Source organism: Geodermatophilus sp. SYSU D01176 (genome assembly GCF_054050015.1).
In genome coordinates this window covers 119,965-140,078 of sequence record NZ_JBJGYN010000003.1, presented here as the reverse complement: position 1 = coordinate 140,078, position 20,114 = coordinate 119,965, and the positions used below count along the sequence as shown (strand labels likewise).

Sequence of the window (20,114 nt, the reverse complement as noted above, 5' to 3'; positions counted from 1 at the left end):
CGTCCCGCCCAGGCGGGTGGTCCGGTCGGCCCCCGCCCACAGCGGACGGTGGGCCGGCGGGAGCCGCGTCCCGCCCAGGCGGGTGGTCCGGTCGGCGCCCGCCCACAGCGGACGGTGCTCCGCGGGACCTCGCCGGGAGGTCGGTCTCAGCAGGTCAGCGCGAGGCAGACCCAGCAGAGCGGCCACTCCTCGTCGCCGTCGTCCGGCCACACCCACAGGGCCGGGTCGAGCAGGGTGACCGGCGCCAGGCACAGGGCCCGGCCGGCGACCAGTCCGGCGTCCCCGACCGCGTGCAGCCGGCTGGGCGCCGTCCCACCCCAGGGCGAGCGCGGCGCCTCCACGTCGACACCGACGGTCCACCGGTCCTGGGCGGGGTGGGCGACGGGACCCCGGCCCGCGGCGGACCAGGGCCCCTCGACGGTGCTCACTCGACCACCAGCCGCACGCCGTCGACGGCCATGCGGTCGCCCAGGCACGCGAGCAGCTCGCGCGCGGCGTCGTCGGCCGTGGCCAGCGGCCGCAACAGGACGGTGACCTGCCGGTGCCCCTGCCGCTGCAGCGCGACGATGCTGCCGCACAGCAGGTCCGCGGCGTGGACGTCGAGGTGACCCCGGGCGCGGACGATGCCGCGACGCTGGTCGAGGGTGGCGGTGAACGTCGGGGCCTGGGGCGTGTCGACGGCGCCCCCGCCCACAGCCGGCTCTGAGTCCCTCGGTGCGATGGTGTGGGCCGCGTCCTGGCTCATGACTCAACCGTCACCAATCCGTCCGGTACCCCGTAGGGCCGAAAGTCCCTGTTGCGGGCCGCCGGTGACGCACCGTCACCCGACGACGGCGGCCCGGCACCCCCTCAGGAGGTGCCGGGCCGCCGCGTGCGCCGGGACGCTGTCTAGTGCGCGGCCTCGTAGGCCTCGACGACGCTGGCCGGGATGCGCCCGCGGTCGCTCACGGCGTGGCCGTTCTTGCGGGCCCACTCACGGATCGCGCCGGCCTGCTCGCGGTCCATGCGGCCGCCGCCACCGGTGGCCCGCGACCGGCCGCCGCCGGAGGCCCGGCCGGTGCCGCGGCCGACCTTGCGCGCGGCCTGCACATAACGGGAGAACGCGTCTCGCAACTCCTGCGCGTTCTTCTCCGACAGGTCGATCTCGTAGTTCGTGCCGTCGAGCGAGAAACTCACCGTCTCGTCCGCGGGCACGTTCTCGTCGAGGTCGTCACTGAGGATGACCTGCACCTTGCGAGCCATTCGCCTTCTCCACTCCCACGTCGCTGCGCGGCCGGGGTCTTTTGACGCCCGACCGGAGCCGTTCCGGTCTGTCGAGGAGGACCATAGATCATTTGCGCCACCGCGAAACAGGCACCGCACAATGGGGTGAGAAAAGGCACCCCCCGGTTCAGGAGGACAGCGGCCGCACCAACGGGAAGAGGATGGTCTCCCGGATGCCCAATCCGGTGAGCGTCATCATCAACCGGTCCATGCCCATCCCCATGCCACCGGTGGGCGGCATGCCGTACTCGAGCGCCTCGAGGAAGTCCTCGTCGAATGCCATGGCCTCGGGGTCACCCTTCGCGGCGAGCACCGCCTGGGCGACCAGGCGCTCCCGCTGCGCCACCGGATCGACCAGCTCGGAGTAGGCCGTCGCCCGCTCCACCCCCGCGATGTACAGGTCCCACTTCTCGGCCAGGCCCGGCTGCGATCGGTGCGCCCGGGTCAGCGGCGAGGTGTCCAGCGGGTAGTCCACGACGAAGGTCGGCTCCTGCAGCGTGTCCTGGACCAGCGACTCGAACAGCTCCTCGACGACCTTGCCAGGGACCCACGCCGGGTCCACCCCCACGTCGTGGCGCTCGGCGAGGGCGCGCAGCGTCTCCGGCGGGGTCTCCGGCGTGACCTCCTCGCCGACGGCGTCGGACACCAGGGTGTAGAGCGGCACCGACCGCCACTCCCCCGACAGGTCGACCTCGGTGCCGTCGTTGTGTCGCGCGACGTGGTCGCCGAACAACGCCGCGCAGCACTCCTGCGTCAATTCGCGGGTGAGCGTGGCCATCACCCGGTAGTCGGCATAGGCCTGGTACGCCTCGAGCATCGCGAACTCCGGCGAGTGCGTGCTGTCGGCGCCCTCGTTCCGGAAGTTGCGGTTGATCTCGAAGACCCGATCCAGTCCACCGACGATGCAGCGCTTCAGGAACAGCTCCGGTGCGATGCGCAGGTACAGGTCGAGGTCGAATGCGTTCATGTGGGTGCGGAACGGGCGCGCGGCAGCACCGCCGTGGACCGTCTGCAGCATCGGGGTCTCGACCTCGAGATAACCGCGCGCGCCCAGTTCCTGGCGCAACGTCGACATCACCGTGGCCCGTTGCCGGACGGTGCGGCGCGCCTCGTCGCGGACGATGAGGTCGACGTACCGACGGCGGACCCGCAGTTCCTCGCTCATCGGCTTGTGCGCCACCGGGAGCGGCCGCAGCGCCTTGGCCGTCAGCTGCCAGGAGTCGGCGAACACCGACAGCTCCCCGCGCCGCGACGTCCCGACCTCGCCCTCGACGAACACGTGGTCGCCGAGGTCGACGTCGGCCTTCCACGTGGCCAGCGACTCCTCGCCGACGCGGTCCAGGGAGAGCATCACCTGCAGCTCGGCGTCGCCCTCGCGCAGCGTCGCGAAGCACAGCTTGCCGGTGTTGCGGACGAAGATCACCCGCCCGGTGACGCCGACCCGCTCGCCGGTCATCGTGTCCGGTTCGAGGTCGGGGTGCTTCTCCCGGACCTCCGCCAGGACCGCGGTGCGGGCGACGGCGACCGGATAGGGGTCGACGCCGGCCTCGCGCATCCGGTCGAGCTTCGCCCGGCGCACCCGGAGCTGTTCGGGTAGTTCGTCGTCCGTCGGGCCAGGCGGTACCTCGGTCACGGGAGGCCAGCCTACGGGGCGGCTGGCCGGCGTCCGGCCGCCTCCTGCCGCTGGAAGGCCAGCCGCAGCCCGTGGACGGTGAGGTCGGGCTCCCGCTCGCCGATCGACCGGCAGCTGTCGGCCACCAGCGGCGCCAGCCCGCCGGTGGCGACGACGACCGGCGGGGCGCCGAACTGCGCGACCAGCTCCGCGGCGATCCGGGCCACCAGCCCGTCGACGAGGCCGGCGAAGCCGAGCACCAGGCCCGACTGCAGCGCCGCGACGGTGTTCTTGCCGATCGCGTGCGCCGGCACGGTCAGCTCCACCGAGCGCAACTGCGCCGCCCGGGTGGCCAGGGCCTCGAGGCTGACCTCCACGCCGGGGGCGAGCGCACCGCCGAGGAACTGCCCGGCCGGACCGACGGCGTCGACGTTGGTGGACGTGCCGAAGTCGACGACGACGACCGGGCGGCCGCCGCCGTCGGGACGGCGTCCGTACAGCTCGTGCGCGGCCAGCGCGGTGACCACCCGGTCGGCGCCCACCTCGCGCGGGTTGTCCACGTGCAGCGGGACGCCGGTCCGCACGCCCGGCCCGATCAGGACGACGGGCACGTCGAGGGAGTCCAGCAGCGTGCGCAGCGCCGGGAGGAGCGCGGGCACCGTCGAGCAGGCCGACACCCCGGTGACCTCGGTGTCGCGCAGCAGCCCGCGCCAGAGCATCCGCAGCTCGTCGGCGGTGGCGCGCGGCGCCGTCGTGACCCGCCACCCGCCGACCCGGCGGGCGCCGTCGAAGGTGGCCAGGACCGTCTGACTGTTGCCGACGTCGACGGTGAGCAGCACCGCTCAGCCCGCCCGCAGGTCGAGAGCGAGGTCGAGGATCGGCGCGGAGTGGGTGAGGCCGCCGACCGACAGGTAGTCGACGCCGGTCTCGGCGACCGCGCGCGCCACCTCGAGGGTCAGCCCGCCGGTGGCCTCGAGCTCCGCCCGGCCGCCGACGAGGGCCACGACCTCGCGCAGCGTCTCGGGCGGCATGTTGTCGCAGAGCAGGAAGTCCGCGCCGGCCTCGACCGCCTCGACCGCCTGGGCGGGCACGTCGACCTCGACCTGCACCGCGACCCGCGGTGCCCGCTCGCGGACCGCGGCCACGGCGGCGGCCACCGAGCCGGCGGCGGCGACGTGGTTGTCCTTGACCATGGCGACGTCGTAGAGCCCCATGCGCTTGTTCGAGCCGCCGCCGCAGCGGACGGCGTACTTCTCCAGCGGGCGCAGCCCCGGCGTGGTCTTGCGGGTGTCCAGGACGACCGCGCCGGTCCCCTCGACCGCGTCGACCCAGCGGCGGGTGAGCGTGGCGATGCCGCTGGCGCGGCTGGCGATGTTCAGCGCGCTGCGCTCGGCGGCCAGCAGCGCGCGCACCGGACCGCGGACGGTGAGCAGCACGTCGCCCCGGGCCACGCGGTCGCCGTCCGTGGCGCCGGCGGTGAGCGTCGCACCGGGGGCCAGCCGGGTGAAGACCCGTGCGGCGACCGGCAGCCCGGCGACGACGCCGTCCGCGCGGGCGACGAGGTCCGCGGTGCCCAGCTGGGCGGCCGGCACGGTGGCGGCGCTGGTGACGTCGTGGGCGACGGCCAGGTCCGGGGCGCTGGGCAGGGGCGCGCCGCCGGTGAGGTCCTCGGCCAGGGTGCGCTCGACCAGCTCGGCCACCCAGGCCTCGTCCAGCCCGGTCCCGGTCAGGTCGCGTGGGTCGGCCGCGGCCCTCACCGTCTCGCCCCACCCGCCCAGCGGTGAGCTCACCACCCCTCCACCACCGGCGTCCCCACCGGGCGGCGGGTCACCTGCAGGGAGCCGTCCTCGTCGAGCCGCACGTCCAGGTGCACCCGCCAGTCCTCCTCGGTGTCGGGGTGGTCCTCGCGCCAGTGGCAGCCGCGGGTCTCCTCGCGGGCCGCGGCCGCGGTGGCCAGCGCGCCGGCCACGGTGAGCAGGTCGGTGGCCTCCCAGCCGGCCACGCCCGGGGCCGTGTGCCCACCCGCACCGCCCACCCGGTCCGTGCCCAGCCGGGCGGCCAGGGCGGCCAGCCGGCCGGTCGCCTCGGTCAGCCCTGTCCCACTGCGGAGCGCCCCGACGCGGGCCGACATCGTCTCGGTGACCACGCGCCGGCCCTCGGGGTCGAGCAGTGCGGACCGCGTGGCGTCGGGCGCGACCGCCGGCGCGGGCGGCGGCAGCGTGGAGGCCAGTTCCGCGCCGATGCGGGCGGCGAACACCAGCCCCTCGAGCAGCGAGTTCGACGCCAGCCGGTTCGCCCCGTGCACGCCGGTGCAGGCCACCTCGCCGCAGGCGTACAGCCCGGGGACCGTCGTCCGCCCGGCGAGGTCGGTGACCAGCCCACCCGAGGCGTAGTGCGCGGCGGGGGTGACCGGGACCAGGTCGGTGACCGGGTCGATGCCGGCGGCGCGGCAGCTCGCGACGATCGTCGGGAAGCGCCGGTCGAGGTCGGGTACCTGCCGGGCGTCCAGCTCCACGTGGTCGACGCCGTCGCGCAGTTGCACCCGGGTGATGGCCTTGGCGACGACGTCGCGGGGGGCCAGCTCGGCCAGCGGGTGGACGCCGACCATGAACCGCTCCCCCGCCCCGTCGCGCAGCACCGCCCCCTCGCCGCGGAGCGCCTCGCTGACCAGCGGTTGCTGGCCGCGGGCGCCGGGCCCGAGGTAGAGCGAGGTGGGGTGGAACTGGACGAACTCGAGGTCGGTGGCGACCGCCCCGGCGCGCAGGCCGAGCGCGACGCCGTCCCCCGTGGAGACCGGCGGGTTCGTGGTGGCGGCGTAGACCTGGCCCATGCCGCCGGTGGCGAGCACGACCGCGCGGGCGCGCACCGCGCCGACGCCGTCGGCACTGCCCTCGCCGAGCACGTGCAGGGTGACCCCGGCGGCGCGGCCGTCGGCGTCGGTGAGCAGGTCGAGCACCATCGCGTGCTCGACGAGGGTGACGCCGGGGTCGGCCCGGACGGCGTCCTGCAGCGCGCGCTGCACCTCCGAGCCGGTGGCGTCGCCGCCGGCGTGCACGATCCGGTCGGCGGAGTGCCCGCCCTCGCGGGTGAGCAGCAGCCGCCCGGCGGGGTCGCGGTCGAAGGCGGCCCCCCAGTCGATCAGCTGGCGCAGCCGGCCGGGCCCCTCGTGCACGAGCACGGACACCGCACCCGGCTCGCACAGCCCCACCCCCGCGACCTCGGTGTCACGCGCGTGGGCCTCCGGGCTGTCGGCGGGGTCGAGCACGGCGGCGATGCCGCCCTGGGCCCAGCGGGTCGACCCGGCGTCCACCCGCACCTTGGTGACGACGGCGACCGACAGCCCGGCCGCCCGGGCGTGCAGCGCGACGCACAACCCGGCCACGCCGGAGCCGACGACGCAGACGTCGGCGGACAGCTCCCAGCCGGGCGCCGGCGCGGTCAACCGCAGGGGCAGCCCGATGGCAGGACCGGCCGCGACGAGGCTCACCGGGCGATCGTGTCGCCCCGGACCTGCCCCTGCACGCCGGGGGACGGCGCGGCGGGGTCGCCGCCGAGCCCGACGACGCGGTTGGCGCCGTCGACGTGCACGACCTTGGGGATCGAGACCTTCGCCTCGGTCTCGTCCATCAGCCCGTAGCTGATGAGGATGACCAGGTCGCCGGGGTGCACCAGGTGCGCGGCGGCGCCGTTGATGCCGATGACGCCGCTGCCCCGCTCGCCGGGGATGACGTAGGTCTCCAGGCGCGCGCCGTTGGTGACGTCGACGATCGCGACCTGCTCGCCGGGGATTAGGTCGGCCGCGTCGAGCAGGTCCTCGTCGATCGTCACCGAGCCCACGTAGTGCAGGTCGGCCTGGGTGACCGTCGCGCGGTGGATCTTGGACTTGAGCATCGTGCGCATCATCGCGGTCCTCCGAGGTGGATGCCGGTGTTGTCGATGAGCCGGGTGCTGCCGGCGCGGGCGGCGACCAGCAGCCGGGCCGCGCCGGCGGCCGGCGCGGCCCCGAGGTCCGGATCGGTCAGCGCCAGGTAGTCCTGGAGCAGGCCGGGCGCCTCGGCCAGGACGGCGGTGGCGGCCGCGAGGACGGCGCCGGCGCCCCGCGGACCGGCGTCCGCCCCCGCGCTGAGCGCACGCGACAGGGTGGCGGCGGTGGCCCGCTGCTCCGGGGAGAGGTAGCGGTTGCGGGAGGACAGCGCCATGCCGTCGTCCTCGCGCACGGTCGGCACGCCGACGACCTCGACGCCCAGGGCCAGCTCGCGGGCCATGGCGCGGATGAGGACGAGCTGCTGGTAGTCCTTCTCGCCGAAGACCGCGAGGTCGGGGCGGACCAGGCCGAAGAGCTTGGCGACGACGGTCAGCACGCCGGCGAAGTGCCCGGGGCGGACGGCACCCTCCAGCACGTCCCCGAGCGGGCCGGGGTGGACGGTCACGCCCACCGCACCGGGCGGGTAGACCTCCTCGACCGGCGGGTGGAAGACGACGTCGGCCCGCTCCTCGGCGAGCGCCGCGAGGTCGGTGTCCCAGGTGCGCGGATAGCGGTCGAAGTCCTCGCCGGGACCGAACTGGGTGGGGTTGACGAAGACGGAGACGACGACGCTGCCGGCCCGCTCGCGGGCGGCGCGGACGAGGGTGCGGTGCCCCTCGTGCAGCGCCCCCATCGTGGGCACCAGCGCCACCGGGCCGGGCAGGCCGGAGACCAGCTCCCGCAGCTCGGCGACGGTCTCGGCCACCGCCGGGCGGGAGCTGCTCACCGGGAGCCGGCGGGTAGCAGGACCACGGTCACCGCTCCGCTCGCTCGCTCGCGAGGGAACCCGGAACGCGGCCGCCCAGCAGCTCCACCAGCGGGGCGCCCTCGTGCCGCTTGAGCCGGCCGGTCGCCAGCGCCCGCTCGGTGGTGCGCCGGGCCAGCGCGACGTAGGCCGCGACCGCGTCCGGAGCGCGCTCGGTGAGGGTGTCCAGGTGCTGCTGGACGGTGCCGACGTCCCCGCGGCTGACCGGGCCGGTGAGCCCGCGGTCGCCGCGGCGCAGGCCGTTCTCGAGGGCGGCGGTGAGCAGCGGCGCGAGCACGCGGCCCGGCTCGGCGACGCCCGCGGTGCGCAGCAGGTCCGCGGCCTCGGCGACCAGCGTGACCAGGTGGTTGGCCCCGGTGACCAGGGCGGCGTGGTAGAGCCCGCGGTCGGCCTCGGCGACGAAGAAGGGCTCGCCGCCCATCTCCAGGACCAGGGTCTCGGCGACCGGCCGGTGCTCCGGGGCACTGGTGACGCCGAACGGGGCGCCGGCGAGGCGGTCGGCGTCCTCGGGCGCCCCGGTGAAGGTCATGGCGGGGTGCAGGGCCAGCGGCAGGACGCCGGCCCGCGCGGCGGGGGCGAGGACGGCCAGGCCGTGCGCCCCGGACGTGTGGAAGGTCAGCTGACCGGCCCGCCAGACCCCGGTCTCGGCGAGTCCTGAGACGAGGCCGGCCAGGCTGTCGTCGGGGACGGCGAGCACCACGAGGTCGGCGGCGGCCACGACCTCGTCGGTGGGCAGCAGGGGCACGCCGGGCAGCAGCCGGGCGGCGCGTTCGGCGGAGGCGGTGGAGAGGCCGGCGGCGGCGACGACGTCGTGGCCGGCGGCGGTGAGGGCGGCGCCGAGGACGGCGCCGACGCGCCCGGCGCCGACGATGCCGACGCGGAGGCGGGCGGGAGCGGTGTCGGCCGGGATGAGACCGGCAGCGCGGAGCGTCCTGCGGGCAGCAGGCATCGGTGCACCTCTCGTTCCAGTCCCTCGCGGGTACCGGACTCGGTGGTCGCGGACTCCCCCGGTGGAGCCCGTCGGGTGTGGCGGTCCTGCGGTGGTGCCGGCACGGGCCCCGCTGCGGCCAGGTGTGTCACGCGGGGAATGCGCCGAAGGCGAGTGTGTGGCCGGTTCGCGGCCGCTGCAACGGCTCCTTGCTGTGGGGTGGGTCACTCCACGCCTCGCTGGCACTCGGCGGCTCCGCGACCCGGGTGCTGTGCCACCGGTGGGCTCGCGAGCTCGCCCACGCCCGCACCACCTACGGTGTCCGGCGGCGATCCGGACGCGCGACGGGAGGACACGGGTGGGCACGCTCGAGGGACGGACCGCGCTGGTCACCGGCGCGAGCCGGGGCATCGGCCTGGCGATCGCGCAGAGCCTCGTGGCGCGGGGCGCGCGGGTCGTGCTGACCGGCCGCAAGCCCGACGCGCTGGCCGAGGCGGTGGCCGCGCTGGGCGGCCCGGAGGTGGCCGTCGGCGTCGCCGGCAACGCGGGGGACGCCGAGCACCGGGCCGAGGCCGTGCGCACCGCCGTCGACACCTTCGGCGGCCTGGAGATGCTGGTCGGCAACGTCGGCATCAACCCCGTGTACGGCCCGCTGGTCGACCTGCCGCTGGACGGCTTCCGCAAGATCCTGGAGACCAACGTCGTCGGCACGCTGGGCCTGGTGCAGGAGGCGTGGCGCGCGTGGATGGCCGAGCACGGCGGCTCGGTGCTGGTCGTGGCCTCGGTGGCCGGGCTGAAGGCCTCGCCGATGATCGGCGGCTACGGGGTGAGCAAGGCGGCCCTGGTCAACCTGGTCACCCAGCTCGCGGTGGAGCTCGGGCCGACGGTGCGGGTCAACGCCGTCGCACCGGCCGTGGTCAGGACCCGCTTCGCCGGGGCGCTCTACGAGGGGCGGGAGGCCGAGGCCGCGGCGCAGTACCCGGTGGGCCGGCTCGGCGAGCCGGAGGACGTCGGCGAGGCCGCGGCCTACCTGCTCGGCGACGGCGCCGGTTGGGTCACCGGGCAGACGCTGGTGCTCGACGGCGGCGCGCTGTCCCGCGGCCCGGCCTGAACCCTCACAGCGGTGCGCTGATCGGTCGACGGTCCGCGCCGTCGCAGCGGCGAGATCGGCGGTCTCGCACGGTTGCCTGCCGCGAAGCGTGCGAGATCGCCGATCTCGCCGGTCGGCCTCCCCCCGACCAACGCGAGAACCGCTGTCAGGGGCGGCCGAGCACCCGGGCGAGGACGTCGTCGGTCTCGCCCTCCTCGCGGTAGCGGCGCCGGCGGCGGCCGCCGGACGGCGGGGTGAGCCCGCTCTCGGCGACCAGCTGCGCCAGCGGCGTCCCGGGGTCCCGCTCCGCCGGGACGGGCACCTCGGTCGTCGGCGCGGCCGCGGTGGGCCCGGGGACCGGCGGGCGCTCCCGCTGCGCGACCGGGCGCTCGACGGTCAGCTGCTCGGCGGGCGCGGCGACGGGGAGCGGGTCGTCGGTGCGGCGCCGGCGCGGCTCGGGGTCCGCGGCGGGCGGGGCCGGGGGCAGCAGCGAGCGGTCGGCCAACCGGTCCCGCGGCGGCGGGGGCGGCTCGGCGGCGGCCGCGTGCCGGGTGCGGCGCGCCTCGGCGGCCGCGTCCGGCTCGACCAGTGCCCGTCCGGCGAGCCAGTCCAGCGGGAGCGGGGGCGGCGCGACCGTCCGGCGCGGCTCGACGCGGACCTCGTGGACCTGGCGGGTGCCGGCGGCCGGCTCCTCGGCCCGGACCGCGGGCCACGCGGCGGTCAGCTCCGACGCCGGCCGGTCCGAGCCGACGGCCTCCACGGTGTGAGGCACGGCCGGTTCGGACGCCGCCGGGGCCGTCCGGGTGGACTGGGTGCGCAGCATGACCCGCTCCACCAGCATCTCGCCGGCCGACTGCTCGGTCAGCTCGCTGCGCAGCCGGCCGACGTCGGTGCGCAGCTCGGCCAGGACGGCGAGGTCGAGGCCGACCAGGGTGGTGCGCAGCTCGGCGAGGCCGGCGAGGTCGCTCCGCAGCCCGGCGACCTCCGCCACCTCGCGGCGCAGCTCGGCGATCTGCTCCATCTCGCGCCGCAACGCGCTCACCGAGGCCAGCTCGGTCCGCAGCGCCTCCAGCTCGGCGCGCATCGACTGCTCGGCGGCGCGCCGCAGGTCGTTCTCCACCCGCAGCTCGTGCTCGCGGCGGGCCGCGGCCTCGCGCTCCAGTTCCCCTTCGTGGGCCAGCCGCAGCTCGGCCTCGCGCTCGGCCGCCGCCCGCTCGAGGTCGGCACGGTCGGCGGCGGCCAGGGCCCCGACGGCCACGGGTGCACCCGGAGCGTGCCGGGACCGGACGAGCGCGGCGAGCACGAACGCCCAGGCCCCGGCGACGACGGCCAGCCGCAGCAGTTGGGGGTCCTCGGTCAGGAAGACGACGACGGTGGCGCCGACGGCCAGGCAGAACCCCGCGGCCAGGCCCGCCGTCCGCAGCCCCGGGGACGCCGGACCGCCGGCTCCGGACCGGCGCGCCGACGCGTCGTCCCGGTCCGCCCGCATGGCGATCAGCGTAACGGTGCGGAGGCTCCCGACCACGGATCGAACCGACGAGACGCCGCCGCCCCGCCCCGGGTCACTGGGCCAGCGCCCCGTCGGAGCTGAAGACCAGGCCGATCGAGATCTCGCCCTGCTGCAACGCCGCCTTGGTGAGCGGGCCACCGGCGTCCAGCTCGCGGAAGCTGTCGAACTGCAGCCCGTAGGTCTCCTCCAGGCCCGGCTGGCACTGCGGCCGCTCCGGGCACTCCGTGGGCCCGCCGAGCACCAGCGAGCCGTCGCCGCAGGCCTCGGCGAGTTCCGACAGGGTGCTGACGCCGACCTCGTCGGCGAAGGCCTGGGTGACGGCGAAGGCGTTCTGGTCGGCGGCCTCGGAGGGCTCGCCGAAGACCAGACCGGCCTGCTCGGCGAGCGGCTGCAGCGCGGTCAGCGTCTCCTGCACGTCACCGGTGGCCGGACCGTCCTCGGTGGGGCCGTTGGCCAGCTCGTTGAGCTCGTCGGTCACCGTGGCCAGGTACTCCGGGAAGACCTGGATCTCCGAGCCGGAGATCAGCGCGGGCAGGTAGAGCTCGCGGTTGCCGACCTCGCGCACCGAGGCGTCGAAGCCCGCGGCGCCGAGGACGTCGGCGTAGACGTTCGCCAGGATCGTCGACTCGGTGAAGTTCGCACCGCCGACGACGACCGGGCCGCTGCCCTGCTCGAGCGCGGCGGCGTCGATGTTGTCCTCGACCCACGCGGCCGCGACGTCCTCGGGGCTCCGCCGCTCCAGGTCGACGGCGGCGTTGAGCTCGACGAGCTCCTCGGTGGTCATGGCCGCCGACACGGCGTCGAGGGCGGGCAGGAGCGCGGGGTTCGCCATCGCGGTCGCCATGTTGACCGCCGGGACGACGTTGTCGGCGTTCTGCAGCTGCTTGTCGTCCTCGAGCACGACCAGCTGGTCGCCGGGCACGGGAGCGCAGGCGTCGCCGGACGCGCTGCCGCCACTGGCCTGCGCCCCGCCGGTGCCCGAGGAGCCGGACTCCCCGCAGGCGGTGAGCAGCAGCCCACCGAGGGCCAGGGGGACGAGGATCCGTGCACGGCTGCGCATGTGGCCCGCCTTCTGTGTCCCGCGCGGCCGGGGCCGCGGCGCGTGTCTGGCGGGGTGAGCCCCGCGCCCGTCATGCAACCCCGGACCACCCCATCGGGCCACGTGCCCGGCCCAGCTGTTGCCCGGTTGTTACGCGACGGCCCCTCTGCAGCAGCAGGACCCCGTCCTCCGCACCGTGGGAGGACCTCGTCCTCCCCCACCCTTCGCAGGCTCAGGGTGAGACCCGGGACGAGGCCTGCGGCGAGCCTCTGGACCGGGCGGTGCGAGGCCGCGAAGGTCGGGCAGAGGGTCCTGCCTCACAGCGGCACGCCGGACGACGTCGGCTCGGGCCGGCCGGCACGCACCGCCCGGCCGGGGCGCAGCGGCCACCGGCGCGGACCGGGCGTCACCGCCGCCGAGACGAGCACCAGGAGCAGCTCGGTGAGCAGTGCCAGGGCGGCCACCAGGACGGCGCCCGCCAGCATCGTGCCGTGGTCCTGCTGGCCGAAGCCGAGGTTGATGATCCGGCCGAGCGTCCCCCCGCCGACCAGGGAGGCCAGGGTCGCCGTCGCGACGACCTGGACCGCCGCCGTCCGGACGCCGGTCGTCACCAGGGGCAGCGCCAGGGGGAACTCCACCCGGGCGAGCAACTGGCGGGAACTCATCCCCATCGCACGGGCCGCCTCCCGCACGTCGCGGTCGACCTCCCGGAAGCCGACGAAGGTGTTGGTGAGCATCGGGGGGACGGCGAAGGCGGCCAGCGCCAGGACCGTGCCGGTCTCGCTGAAGCCCAGCGGGGTCACCGCCAGGACGGTGAGCAGGGCGAGGGTGGGCACTGCCCGGCTGACGTTGGACAGCACGACGACCGCGCCGGCACCCCCGCCGCTGCGGCCCAGCAGCACCCCGGCCGGGATCGCGAGGACGGCGGCGAGGAGCACGGCCAGGACGGAGACCCGCAGGTGCTGGACCAGCAGGTCGAGGATGCCGCCGGACCGGGTCCAGTTGAACGGGTCGTTGAGGTAGACGAACGCGTCGCCGAAGGCGGTCACCGGGCCGCCCGCGTCCACGGGGTGAGCACCCGCTCCAGCCCGGCCAGCAGCACGTCGGCGGCGAGCGCGAGCAGGACGCAGCCGACCGCGCCAGTGACGATCTCGGCCCGGTAGAAGTTCGAGTTGAACCCCCCGATGATCAACTGCCCCAGCCCCCCGTTGCCGGTGATGACCCCCACGGTCACCAGCGCGACGGTCGAGACGGTGGCGATCCGCAGACCGGCCATGAACGCCGGCAGCGCCAGCGGCAGGTCGACCCGGAGGAACAGCCGGGCCGGGCCGTAGCCCATGCCGCGGGCCGCCTCGCGCACGTCGGCCGGCACGCCCTGCAGCCCGGCCAGGAAGTTCCGCACCAGGATCACCAGCGTGTACAGCGTCAGCCCGATCAGCACCGTGACCGGCGAGAGCGCCCCGGTGAACGGCGCGAGGAAGCCGAACATCGCCAGGGACGGGATCGTGTAGACGACCGAGCTCAGGCCGAGGACCGGGCCGGCCAGCAGCCGGGTGCGGCGGGCGACCAGCGCCAGCGGCAGGGCTATCAGGGCCCCCAGCAGCACGGCTCCGACGGTGAGCCTGACGTGCTGACCCAGGTACCCCACAATGGTGTCCCAGTTGTCGGTCACGTACGACGGGTCGAACCAGGGGTTCGGCGCCTCGTCCGCGGCGAGGACCGGGGCTCCCGGGTCCCTCGCCGCGCTCAGCGCTCCCAGGGAGGCCACGCGTGGACGCTACTGCCGCTCCCCCGTCGGTGCGCGCGGCGGACCCCGTGGCCGGCGACGCCCCCGAGATCCGCCTGGAGGGGATCAGCAAGGTCTTCCCCGACGGCACCGTGGGCGTGGCCGGGCTCGACCTGACCTTCGCCGCCGGGGAGCTGTCGGTGCTGGTCGGGCCGTCGGGCTGCGGCAAGACGACGACGATGAAGATGGTCAACCGGATCATCGAGCCGACCACCGGCCGCATCCTGCTCGGCGGTGAGGACGTCACCCGGGTCGACGCCGACCGGCTGCGCCGGCGCATCGGCTACGTCATCCAGAGCGTCGGGCTCTTCCCCCACCAGACGGTGCGGGCCAACGTCGCCACCGTGCCCCGGCTGCTGGGCTGGGACCGCCGCGAGATCCGCGACCGGGTCGAGGAGCTGCTGACGCTGGTGGGGCTGGACCCTTCCGTCCACGGGGACCGCTACCCCGCCCAGCTGTCCGGCGGGCAGCGCCAGCGGGCCGGCGTGGCCCGGGCGTTGGCCGCCGACCCCGGCGTCCTGCTGATGGACGAGCCGTTCTCCGCCGTCGACCCGGTGGTGCGCGAGCGGCTGCAGTCGGAGTTCCTGCGGCTGCAGGAGACGGTGCGCAAGACGATCGTCTTCGTCACCCACGACATCGAGGAGGCGGTGCGGCTCGGCGACCGCATCGCGGTGATGAGCACCGGCGGCCACGTCGAGCAGTTCGCCCCGCCCGCCGAGCTGCTCGGCCGGCCGGCCAACGAGACGGTGGCCGACTTCGTCGGCGCCGACCGCGGGCTCAAGCGGCTGGCCGTCACCTCGATCGACCCTGCCGCCCTCGAGCACCCCCCGGTGCTGCGCCCGGTCGACGGGCTGGCGGACGCCGGGGCCGCGCTCGACCGCGCCGGCGCCGACGGGGCGGTCGTGCTGGACGACGCCGGCCGCCCAGCCGGGTGGCTGCCCGCCGACCGGGCCACCGGTGCCGGGACGGTCGCCTCCGCCGTCGTCGGCAGCGACGCCGCCGTGCCGGTTCAGGCGTCGCTGCGGACGGCGCTGGCCGCGATCCTGCAGTCCGACGCCGGGTGGGTGCCGGTGCTCGACGGCGACCACTACCTCGGTGTCCTCACCCCCGCCGCCGTGCACGCTGCGCTGCGGAGATCGATCACATCGTCGGCCCACCGGCCGACACCGCGGCCAGGTGCCGTCCCCGGTCCTCGCTGAGGCGCCGCCCGCGACCGGTCCACCCTGGTGGGACTACGCCACCGGGCCGGCCTGCGGTGTCTGGTCGTCCGGGGACGGCGGGATGCGGCAGATCGACTCCAGCCACAGCGCGGCCGCGACCAGGGCGCCCGAGCAGACCACCCCGACGATCCCGGTGACGGTGTCGGACCCGGCCGTCTGCAGCCGCCCGACCGCCGGCGCCACGTAGAGCAGCAGCCCCACCCAGATGCCCAGGAACGCCGCACCGACGTACGCGCTGGCCTGGGCCAGGACGGCGAGCCGGGCGACCAGCATCGGCTCGACCGGCCGCACCGGCGCGGTGCCGCGCTCGGCCGGGGGACGGCGGTCCCGCTGGGCGGCCAGCCGGGCGCGCAGCGTGCGGGCACCGAGGACCTCGGCCACGGCCAGCACACCGAGCGGCACGGGGAGCCACCAGCGCAGCGCGGGCAGCGTCCCGTAGCCGGCGCGCACGAGCAGCCACGCGGCGACGGCGAGTCCGGCGCCCAGGACCAGCAGGTCCCGCCGGTTCACCGGCGTCAATGGAGGTGCTCCCAGCGGACCACGGCGGCGACGTCCTCCGGCGGCAGCGCGGCCAGCAGGTCGCGCACCCGCCCCCGGCCCGGCAGCACCGCGGTGGGGTCGAGGCTGGCCCACGGCACGAGCACGAACGCCCGCTCGTGCGCGCGGGGGTGCGGGAGGGTGAGCGCGGGGTCGTCGGAGGTGACCGGCCGGCCGTCGTCCCCGGTGACCGTGACGACGTCGACGTCGAGGGTGCGCGGCCCCCAGCGCACGTCGCGGGTGCGGCCCGCGGCCTGCTCCAGCTCGTGCGCGCGGGCCAGCCAGCCGGCCGCGTCCCGGTCGCCGCGAACCACGACGACCGCATTGAGGTACGGCGGCTGCTCGACCGGCCCCCACGGCGGCGTCTCGTACAGCGTCGAGCGGGCCACGAGCACGCCGTCGTCCTTGAGCGCCTGCACGGCGGACCGCAGCGCGGCGGCGCGGTCCCCCAGGTTGGCACCCAGCGACAGGACCGCCCTGGTCATGCCCGTTCCCGCCGGATGGTGACCGTGACGTCGTCGAAGGGGACGCCGAGGTCGGCCTCGGGCTTGTGCACGGTGATCTCGACGGCGTCGACCAGCGGGGCGTCGAGGCAGACGTCGGCCAGGCGCTGCGCGAGGGTCTCCAGCAGGTCGACCGGTTCCCCCGTCAGGACGCTGTGCAGCGCGCGGGCCAGCTCGGCGTAGTTGACCGTGCGCTCGAGGTCGTCGCCGGCGGCGGCCGGCGCGGTGTCGAGTTCGAGGACGGCGTCGACGCGGAAGGTCTGGCCGAGTCTGCGCTCGGCCTCGTAGACGCCGTGGTGGGCGTGCGCGGTGAGTCCCCGGACGGCGATGCGGTCGGGCGGGGCGTCAGCCACGGCGCTCCCTCTCGCGGCGGGCCGCCCGGACGGCGGCGACGGTGCGGACGGCGTCGGCCGAGGCTGCGGCGTCGTGCACCCGCACGCCCCAGGCACCGGCCTCCGCGGCCAGCACGGTGGTGGCGAGGGTGGCGGCGTCGCGCTGCTCGGCCGGGCGCGGCGTGCCGTCGGGGTCGGCGAGCAGGCGGCCGAGGAAGGTCTTGCGGGAGGCGCCGACGAGCACCGGCAGGCCCAGGCCGACGATCCGGTCCAGACCCGCGAGCAGCCGCCAGTTGTGCTCGGCACGCTTGGCGAAGCCCAGGCCCGGGTCGAGGACCAGCTGCTCGGGGGCGACGCCCGCGGCGACGACGTCCTCCACCCGGGCGGTGAGCTCGGCGCAGACCTCGGTGACCACGTCGCCGTACTGGGCGGCGGCGTACATCTCGCGGCTGTGCCCGCGCCAGTGCATGAGCACCCACGGGACGCCGGCCTCGGCGACCAGCTCGGTCATGTTCTTGTCGGCCAGGCCGCCGCTCACGTCGTTGACCAGCACGGCGCCCGCCTCGAGCGCGGCCTCGGCCACCTCGGCGCGCGTGGTGTCGACGCTGGTGCGCACGCCCGCGGCGGAGAGCTCACGGACCACCGGGACGACCCGGCGGCACTCCTCGGCGGAGTCCACCCGGTCGGCGCCGGGCCGGGTGGACTCGCCGCCGACGTCGACGTAGTCGGCCCCGGCGGCGTGCATCGCCAGGCCGTGCGCGACGGCGGCGCCCGCGTCGGCGAAGCAGCCGCCGTCGGAGAACGAGTCCGGCGTGACGTTGAGGACGCCCATCACGACGCAGCGTCCCGGGTCCGGCAGCGGGTGCTTCACCGGCCCAGGACGAGGCTCATCGCCTCGCTGCGGGTCGCCGGGCTCTCCCGGAAGATGCCGCGCACGGCGGAGGTCACCGTGGACGAACCGGGCTTGCGGATGCCGCGCATGGCCATGCACAGGTGCTCGGCCTCGATGACGACGAGCACGCCGCGCGGCTTGAGGACGTCGGCCAGCGCGTCGGCGATCTGGCTGGTCATCCGCTCCTGCACCTGCGGCCGGCGCGCGTAGACCTCGACCAGTCGGGCGAGCTTCGACAGGCCGGTGACCCGCCCGTCCTCCCCCGGGATGTAGCCGATGTGCGCGACCCCGTGGAAGGGCACCAGGTGGTGCTCGCAGGTCGAGTACATGGGGATGTCCTTCACCAGGACCATCTCGTCGTGGTCCTCGTCGAAGGTCGTCGCCAGGACGGCGGCCGGGTCCTCCCACAACCCCGCGAACGTCTCCGCGTACGCGCGGGCGACCCGGCCGGGGGTCTCCTGCAGCCCCGGGCGGTCGGGGTCCTCGCCGACGGCGAGCAGCAGCTCCCGGACGGCGGCCGCGGCCCGCTCGAGGTCGACCCCCTGCCGCGGCCGGCTCAGCAGCAGGTCGTCCGCCCCGGCGGGGATCTCGCTCACCGCTGGGCGGGGGCGCCGACGTCCCCCACGGCGGTGCTGCCGTGGCCGATGTGGCCGTTGCCGTTCTGGGCGGCCCGCTCGGCGGGGGTCAGCACCGGCGGCTGGTCCGACGGCGTCCGCTTGCCGAAGCCGTTGTAGGGGGCCAGCGACGGGCGCTTGGTGACCGGCGCGCAGATGCGGGCCATGTCCTCCTTGGAGAGGGTCTCCTTCTCCATCAGCTCGAGGACGAGCTGGTCGAGGACGCCGCGGTACTCGACCAGGATCTCCCACGCCTCGTCGTGCGCGGCCTCGATCAGCGCGCGGATCTCCGCGTCGATGTCGGCGGCCACGGCCTCGGAGTAGTCCGGCCGGGTACCCATGTCGCGGCCGAGGAACGGCTCGGACTCGTTGCTGCCGTACTTCACCGCGCCCAGCTTGGCGCTCATCCCGTACTGGGTGACCATCGCCCGCGCCATGGCGGTCGCCTTCTCGATGTCGTTGCCGGCGCCGGTGGTGGGCTCGTGGAAGACGAGCTCCTCGGCCGCCCGGCCGCCGAGGGCGTAGGCGAGGGTGTCGATCATCTCCGACCGGGTCTGGGTGTACTTGTCCTCGGTCGGCAGCACCAGCGTGTGCCCGAGCGAGCGGCCGCGCGGCAGGATCGTCACCTTGTGCACCGGGTCCAGGTTGGGCAGGGCGTGCGCCACCAGGGCGTGGCCGCCCTCGTGGTAGGCGGTGACCTTCTTCTCCTTCTCGCTCATCGCCCGCGTCTTGCGCTCGGGGCCGGCGACGACCCGGTCGATCGCCTCCTCGAGGACCTCGTCGGTGATGACCGTGCCGTTGGTGCGGGCGGTGAGCAGCGCGCCCTCGTTCAGCACGTTGGCGAGGTCGGCGCCGGTGAAGCCCGGCGTCCGGCGGGCCACGGTCCCCAGGTCGACGTCCGGGGCGAGCGGCTTGCCCTTCGCGTGCACCTCGAGGATCCGCTTGCGGCCCTCGAGGTCGGGGCGGTCGACGGCGATCTGGCGGTCGAAGCGGCCGGGGCGCAGCAGCGCCGGGTCGAGGATGTCCGGCCGGTTGGTGGCGGCGATCATGATGACGCCGCCCTTGACGTCGAAGCCGTCCATCTCGACGAGCATCTGGTTGAGCGTCTGCTCGCGCTCGTCGTGCCCGCCGCCCATGCCGGCGCCGCGGTGCCGGCCGACCGCGTCGATCTCGTCGACGAAGATGATCGCCGGGGCGTTCTGCTTGGCCTGCTCGAACAGGTCACGGACGCGGCTGGCGCCGACGCCGACGAACATCTCGACGAAGTCCGAGCCCGAGATGGAGAAGAACGGCACCCCGGCCTCACCGGCGACGGCGCGGGCCAGCAGCGTCTTGCCGGTCCCGGGCGGGCCGAAGAGCAGCACGCCCTTGGGGATCTTCGCGCCGACGGCCTGGAACTTGACCGGGTTGGCGAGGAAGTCCTTGATCTCGTGGAGCTCCTCGATCGCCTCGTCGGCGCCGGCGACGTCGGCGAACGTCGTCTTCGGGGTGTCCTTGCTGACCACCTTGGCCTTGGACTTGCCGAAGGCCATGACCCCGCGGCCACCGCCCTGCATGGAGTTGAACAGCCAGAACAGCAGGAGCAGCAGGATCACGAACGGCAGGAAGCTGATCAGCAGGCTGACCAGGACGCTGTCCTGCGTGACGTTGGTGTCGAAGGCGATGCCCTCGCCCTCGCCGAGGCCGGAGACCAGGTCGAAGACGTCGTCGGAGGCCCCCAGCGGGAAGGAGGCGGTGATCTGGTCGCTGCCCTCGACGGGGTTGGCCAGCTCCAGGTCGAGCGTCTGCTCCTTGTCGTTGATCGTGACGCGTTCGGCGTTGCCGTTCTCGATCTGCTCGAGGGCGGTCGCGGTGCTGACCTCCTGGAGGTCGCCGGTGCCGCGGAACAGCGAGGAGAACGCCAGCGCCAGGAGGACGACGAGGACGACCCAGAACCACACGGAGCGGAAGATCTTCTTGCGTTCCATACACCGATGCCGGGCGGCCGGGTGTTCCGGC

Annotated in this window: 22 protein-coding genes; 2 read left to right on the top strand and 20 right to left on the bottom strand. The window is 75.4% G+C overall.

Annotated elements, in window-relative coordinates; translation table 11 throughout:
- Window positions 1–146: 146 nt before the first annotated feature.
- The 10 genes from ACI78Z_RS03475 to ACI78Z_RS03430 form a co-directional block, all read right to left on the bottom strand.
- A complete protein-coding gene (locus ACI78Z_RS03475; RefSeq protein ID WP_457035124.1) occupies window positions 147–428 on the bottom strand; it encodes a hypothetical protein in 282 nt (93 codons plus the stop codon).
- A complete protein-coding gene (locus tag ACI78Z_RS03470) occupies window positions 425–745 on the bottom strand; it encodes a hypothetical protein (protein ID WP_457035123.1) in 321 nt (106 codons plus the stop codon). Before ACI78Z_RS03470 ends, ACI78Z_RS03475 begins: the two co-directional genes overlap by 4 nt.
- A gap of 143 nt (window positions 746–888) precedes the next feature.
- On the bottom strand, window positions 889–1,242 hold the full coding sequence (locus ACI78Z_RS03465) for a histone-like nucleoid-structuring protein Lsr2 (RefSeq protein WP_457035122.1): 354 nt from the start codon (window positions 1,240–1,242) through the stop codon (window positions 889–891).
- A 148-nt stretch (window positions 1,243–1,390) separates the two neighbouring features.
- Window positions 1,391–2,896, bottom strand: coding sequence for a lysine--tRNA ligase (lysS, locus tag ACI78Z_RS03460; protein WP_457035121.1), 1,506 nt, complete (start codon window positions 2,894–2,896; stop codon window positions 1,391–1,393).
- Window positions 2,897–2,907: 11 nt separating this feature from the next.
- Entirely contained in the window at window positions 2,908–3,714 is an 807-nt protein-coding gene (locus ACI78Z_RS03455; RefSeq protein ID WP_457035120.1) for a type III pantothenate kinase, read from the bottom strand.
- 3 nt (window positions 3,715–3,717) lie between these two features.
- Complete coding sequence (nadC, locus tag ACI78Z_RS03450; protein WP_457035119.1) at window positions 3,718–4,665, bottom strand: carboxylating nicotinate-nucleotide diphosphorylase; 948 nt, start codon at window positions 4,663–4,665, stop codon at window positions 3,718–3,720.
- Window positions 4,662–6,362: an L-aspartate oxidase gene (locus ACI78Z_RS03445; protein ID WP_457035118.1), complete on the bottom strand. Its 1,701-nt coding sequence runs from the start codon at window positions 6,360–6,362 to the stop codon at window positions 4,662–4,664. Before ACI78Z_RS03445 ends, nadC begins: the two co-directional genes overlap by 4 nt.
- Window positions 6,359–6,778 carry an aspartate 1-decarboxylase gene (panD, locus tag ACI78Z_RS03440; RefSeq protein WP_457035117.1) on the bottom strand — a complete coding sequence of 140 codons (420 nt, stop codon included), beginning with the start codon at window positions 6,776–6,778 and terminating at the stop codon, window positions 6,359–6,361. The genes ACI78Z_RS03445 and panD overlap by 4 nt, the downstream gene beginning before the upstream one ends.
- Window positions 6,775–7,626 carry a pantoate--beta-alanine ligase gene (gene panC, locus ACI78Z_RS03435; RefSeq protein WP_457035116.1) on the bottom strand — a complete coding sequence of 284 codons (852 nt, stop codon included), beginning with the start codon at window positions 7,624–7,626 and terminating at the stop codon, window positions 6,775–6,777. The genes panD and panC overlap by 4 nt, the downstream gene beginning before the upstream one ends.
- Window positions 7,627–7,654: 28 nt before the next feature.
- On the bottom strand, window positions 7,655–8,614 hold the full coding sequence (locus ACI78Z_RS03430; protein ID WP_457035115.1) for a Rossmann-like and DUF2520 domain-containing protein: 960 nt from the start codon (window positions 8,612–8,614) through the stop codon (window positions 7,655–7,657).
- 337 nt (window positions 8,615–8,951) lie between these two features.
- Here ACI78Z_RS03430 and ACI78Z_RS03425 point away from each other — a divergent pair, with 337 nt between their 5' ends.
- Window positions 8,952–9,704 carry an SDR family oxidoreductase gene (locus ACI78Z_RS03425; RefSeq protein ID WP_457035114.1) on the top strand — a complete coding sequence of 251 codons (753 nt, stop codon included), beginning with the start codon at window positions 8,952–8,954 and terminating at the stop codon, window positions 9,702–9,704.
- A gap of 145 nt (window positions 9,705–9,849) precedes the next feature.
- On the opposite strand, the gene ACI78Z_RS03420 is transcribed toward ACI78Z_RS03425, so the two are convergent.
- The 4 genes from ACI78Z_RS03420 to ACI78Z_RS03405 form a co-directional block, all read right to left on the bottom strand.
- Window positions 9,850–11,172 carry a hypothetical protein gene (locus tag ACI78Z_RS03420; protein ID WP_457035113.1) on the bottom strand — a complete coding sequence of 441 codons (1,323 nt, stop codon included), beginning with the start codon at window positions 11,170–11,172 and terminating at the stop codon, window positions 9,850–9,852.
- Window positions 11,173–11,245: 73 nt separating this feature from the next.
- The gene (locus ACI78Z_RS03415) at window positions 11,246–12,253 is read right to left on the bottom strand and encodes a glycine betaine ABC transporter substrate-binding protein (protein WP_457035112.1); all 1,008 of its coding nucleotides are present in this window, start codon (window positions 12,251–12,253) and stop codon (window positions 11,246–11,248) included.
- Window positions 12,254–12,549: 296 nt separating this feature from the next.
- Window positions 12,550–13,299, bottom strand: coding sequence for an ABC transporter permease (locus tag ACI78Z_RS03410; RefSeq protein ID WP_457035111.1), 750 nt, complete (start codon window positions 13,297–13,299; stop codon window positions 12,550–12,552).
- A complete protein-coding gene (locus ACI78Z_RS03405; RefSeq protein ID WP_457035110.1) occupies window positions 13,278–14,000 on the bottom strand; it encodes an ABC transporter permease in 723 nt (240 codons plus the stop codon). The genes ACI78Z_RS03410 and ACI78Z_RS03405 overlap by 22 nt, the downstream gene beginning before the upstream one ends.
- Window positions 14,001–14,002: 2 nt before the next feature.
- On the opposite strand from ACI78Z_RS03405, the gene ACI78Z_RS03400 reads away from it, so the two are divergent.
- A complete protein-coding gene (locus ACI78Z_RS03400; protein WP_457035109.1) occupies window positions 14,003–15,217 on the top strand; it encodes an ABC transporter ATP-binding protein in 1,215 nt (404 codons plus the stop codon).
- Between the two features lie 33 nt (window positions 15,218–15,250).
- Here ACI78Z_RS03400 and ACI78Z_RS03395 read toward each other — a convergent pair whose 3' ends face one another.
- The 6 genes from ACI78Z_RS03395 to ftsH are packed head-to-tail and all read right to left on the bottom strand — an operon-like array spanning window position 15,251 to window position 20,083.
- Window positions 15,251–15,748 (bottom strand): DUF3180 domain-containing protein, encoded by a 498-nt coding sequence (locus tag ACI78Z_RS03395; protein ID WP_457035108.1) that lies wholly within the window; start codon window positions 15,746–15,748, stop codon window positions 15,251–15,253.
- A 5-nt stretch (window positions 15,749–15,753) separates the two neighbouring features.
- On the bottom strand, window positions 15,754–16,260 hold the full coding sequence (gene folK, locus ACI78Z_RS03390) for a 2-amino-4-hydroxy-6-hydroxymethyldihydropteridine diphosphokinase (protein ID WP_457035107.1): 507 nt from the start codon (window positions 16,258–16,260) through the stop codon (window positions 15,754–15,756).
- Window positions 16,257–16,631 carry a dihydroneopterin aldolase gene (folB, locus tag ACI78Z_RS03385; protein ID WP_457035106.1) on the bottom strand — a complete coding sequence of 125 codons (375 nt, stop codon included), beginning with the start codon at window positions 16,629–16,631 and terminating at the stop codon, window positions 16,257–16,259. The genes folK and folB overlap by 4 nt, the downstream gene beginning before the upstream one ends.
- Window positions 16,624–17,481 carry a dihydropteroate synthase gene (folP, locus tag ACI78Z_RS03380; protein ID WP_457035105.1) on the bottom strand — a complete coding sequence of 286 codons (858 nt, stop codon included), beginning with the start codon at window positions 17,479–17,481 and terminating at the stop codon, window positions 16,624–16,626. Before folP ends, folB begins: the two co-directional genes overlap by 8 nt.
- Complete coding sequence (gene folE, locus ACI78Z_RS03375; RefSeq protein WP_457035104.1) at window positions 17,478–18,098, bottom strand: GTP cyclohydrolase I FolE; 621 nt, start codon at window positions 18,096–18,098, stop codon at window positions 17,478–17,480. The genes folP and folE overlap by 4 nt, the downstream gene beginning before the upstream one ends.
- Window positions 18,095–20,083, bottom strand: a complete 1,989-nt coding sequence (gene ftsH / locus ACI78Z_RS03370; RefSeq protein ID WP_457035103.1) for an ATP-dependent zinc metalloprotease FtsH — start codon at window positions 20,081–20,083, stop codon at window positions 18,095–18,097. Before ftsH ends, folE begins: the two co-directional genes overlap by 4 nt.
- Between the last annotated feature and the right edge of the window lie 31 nt (window positions 20,084–20,114).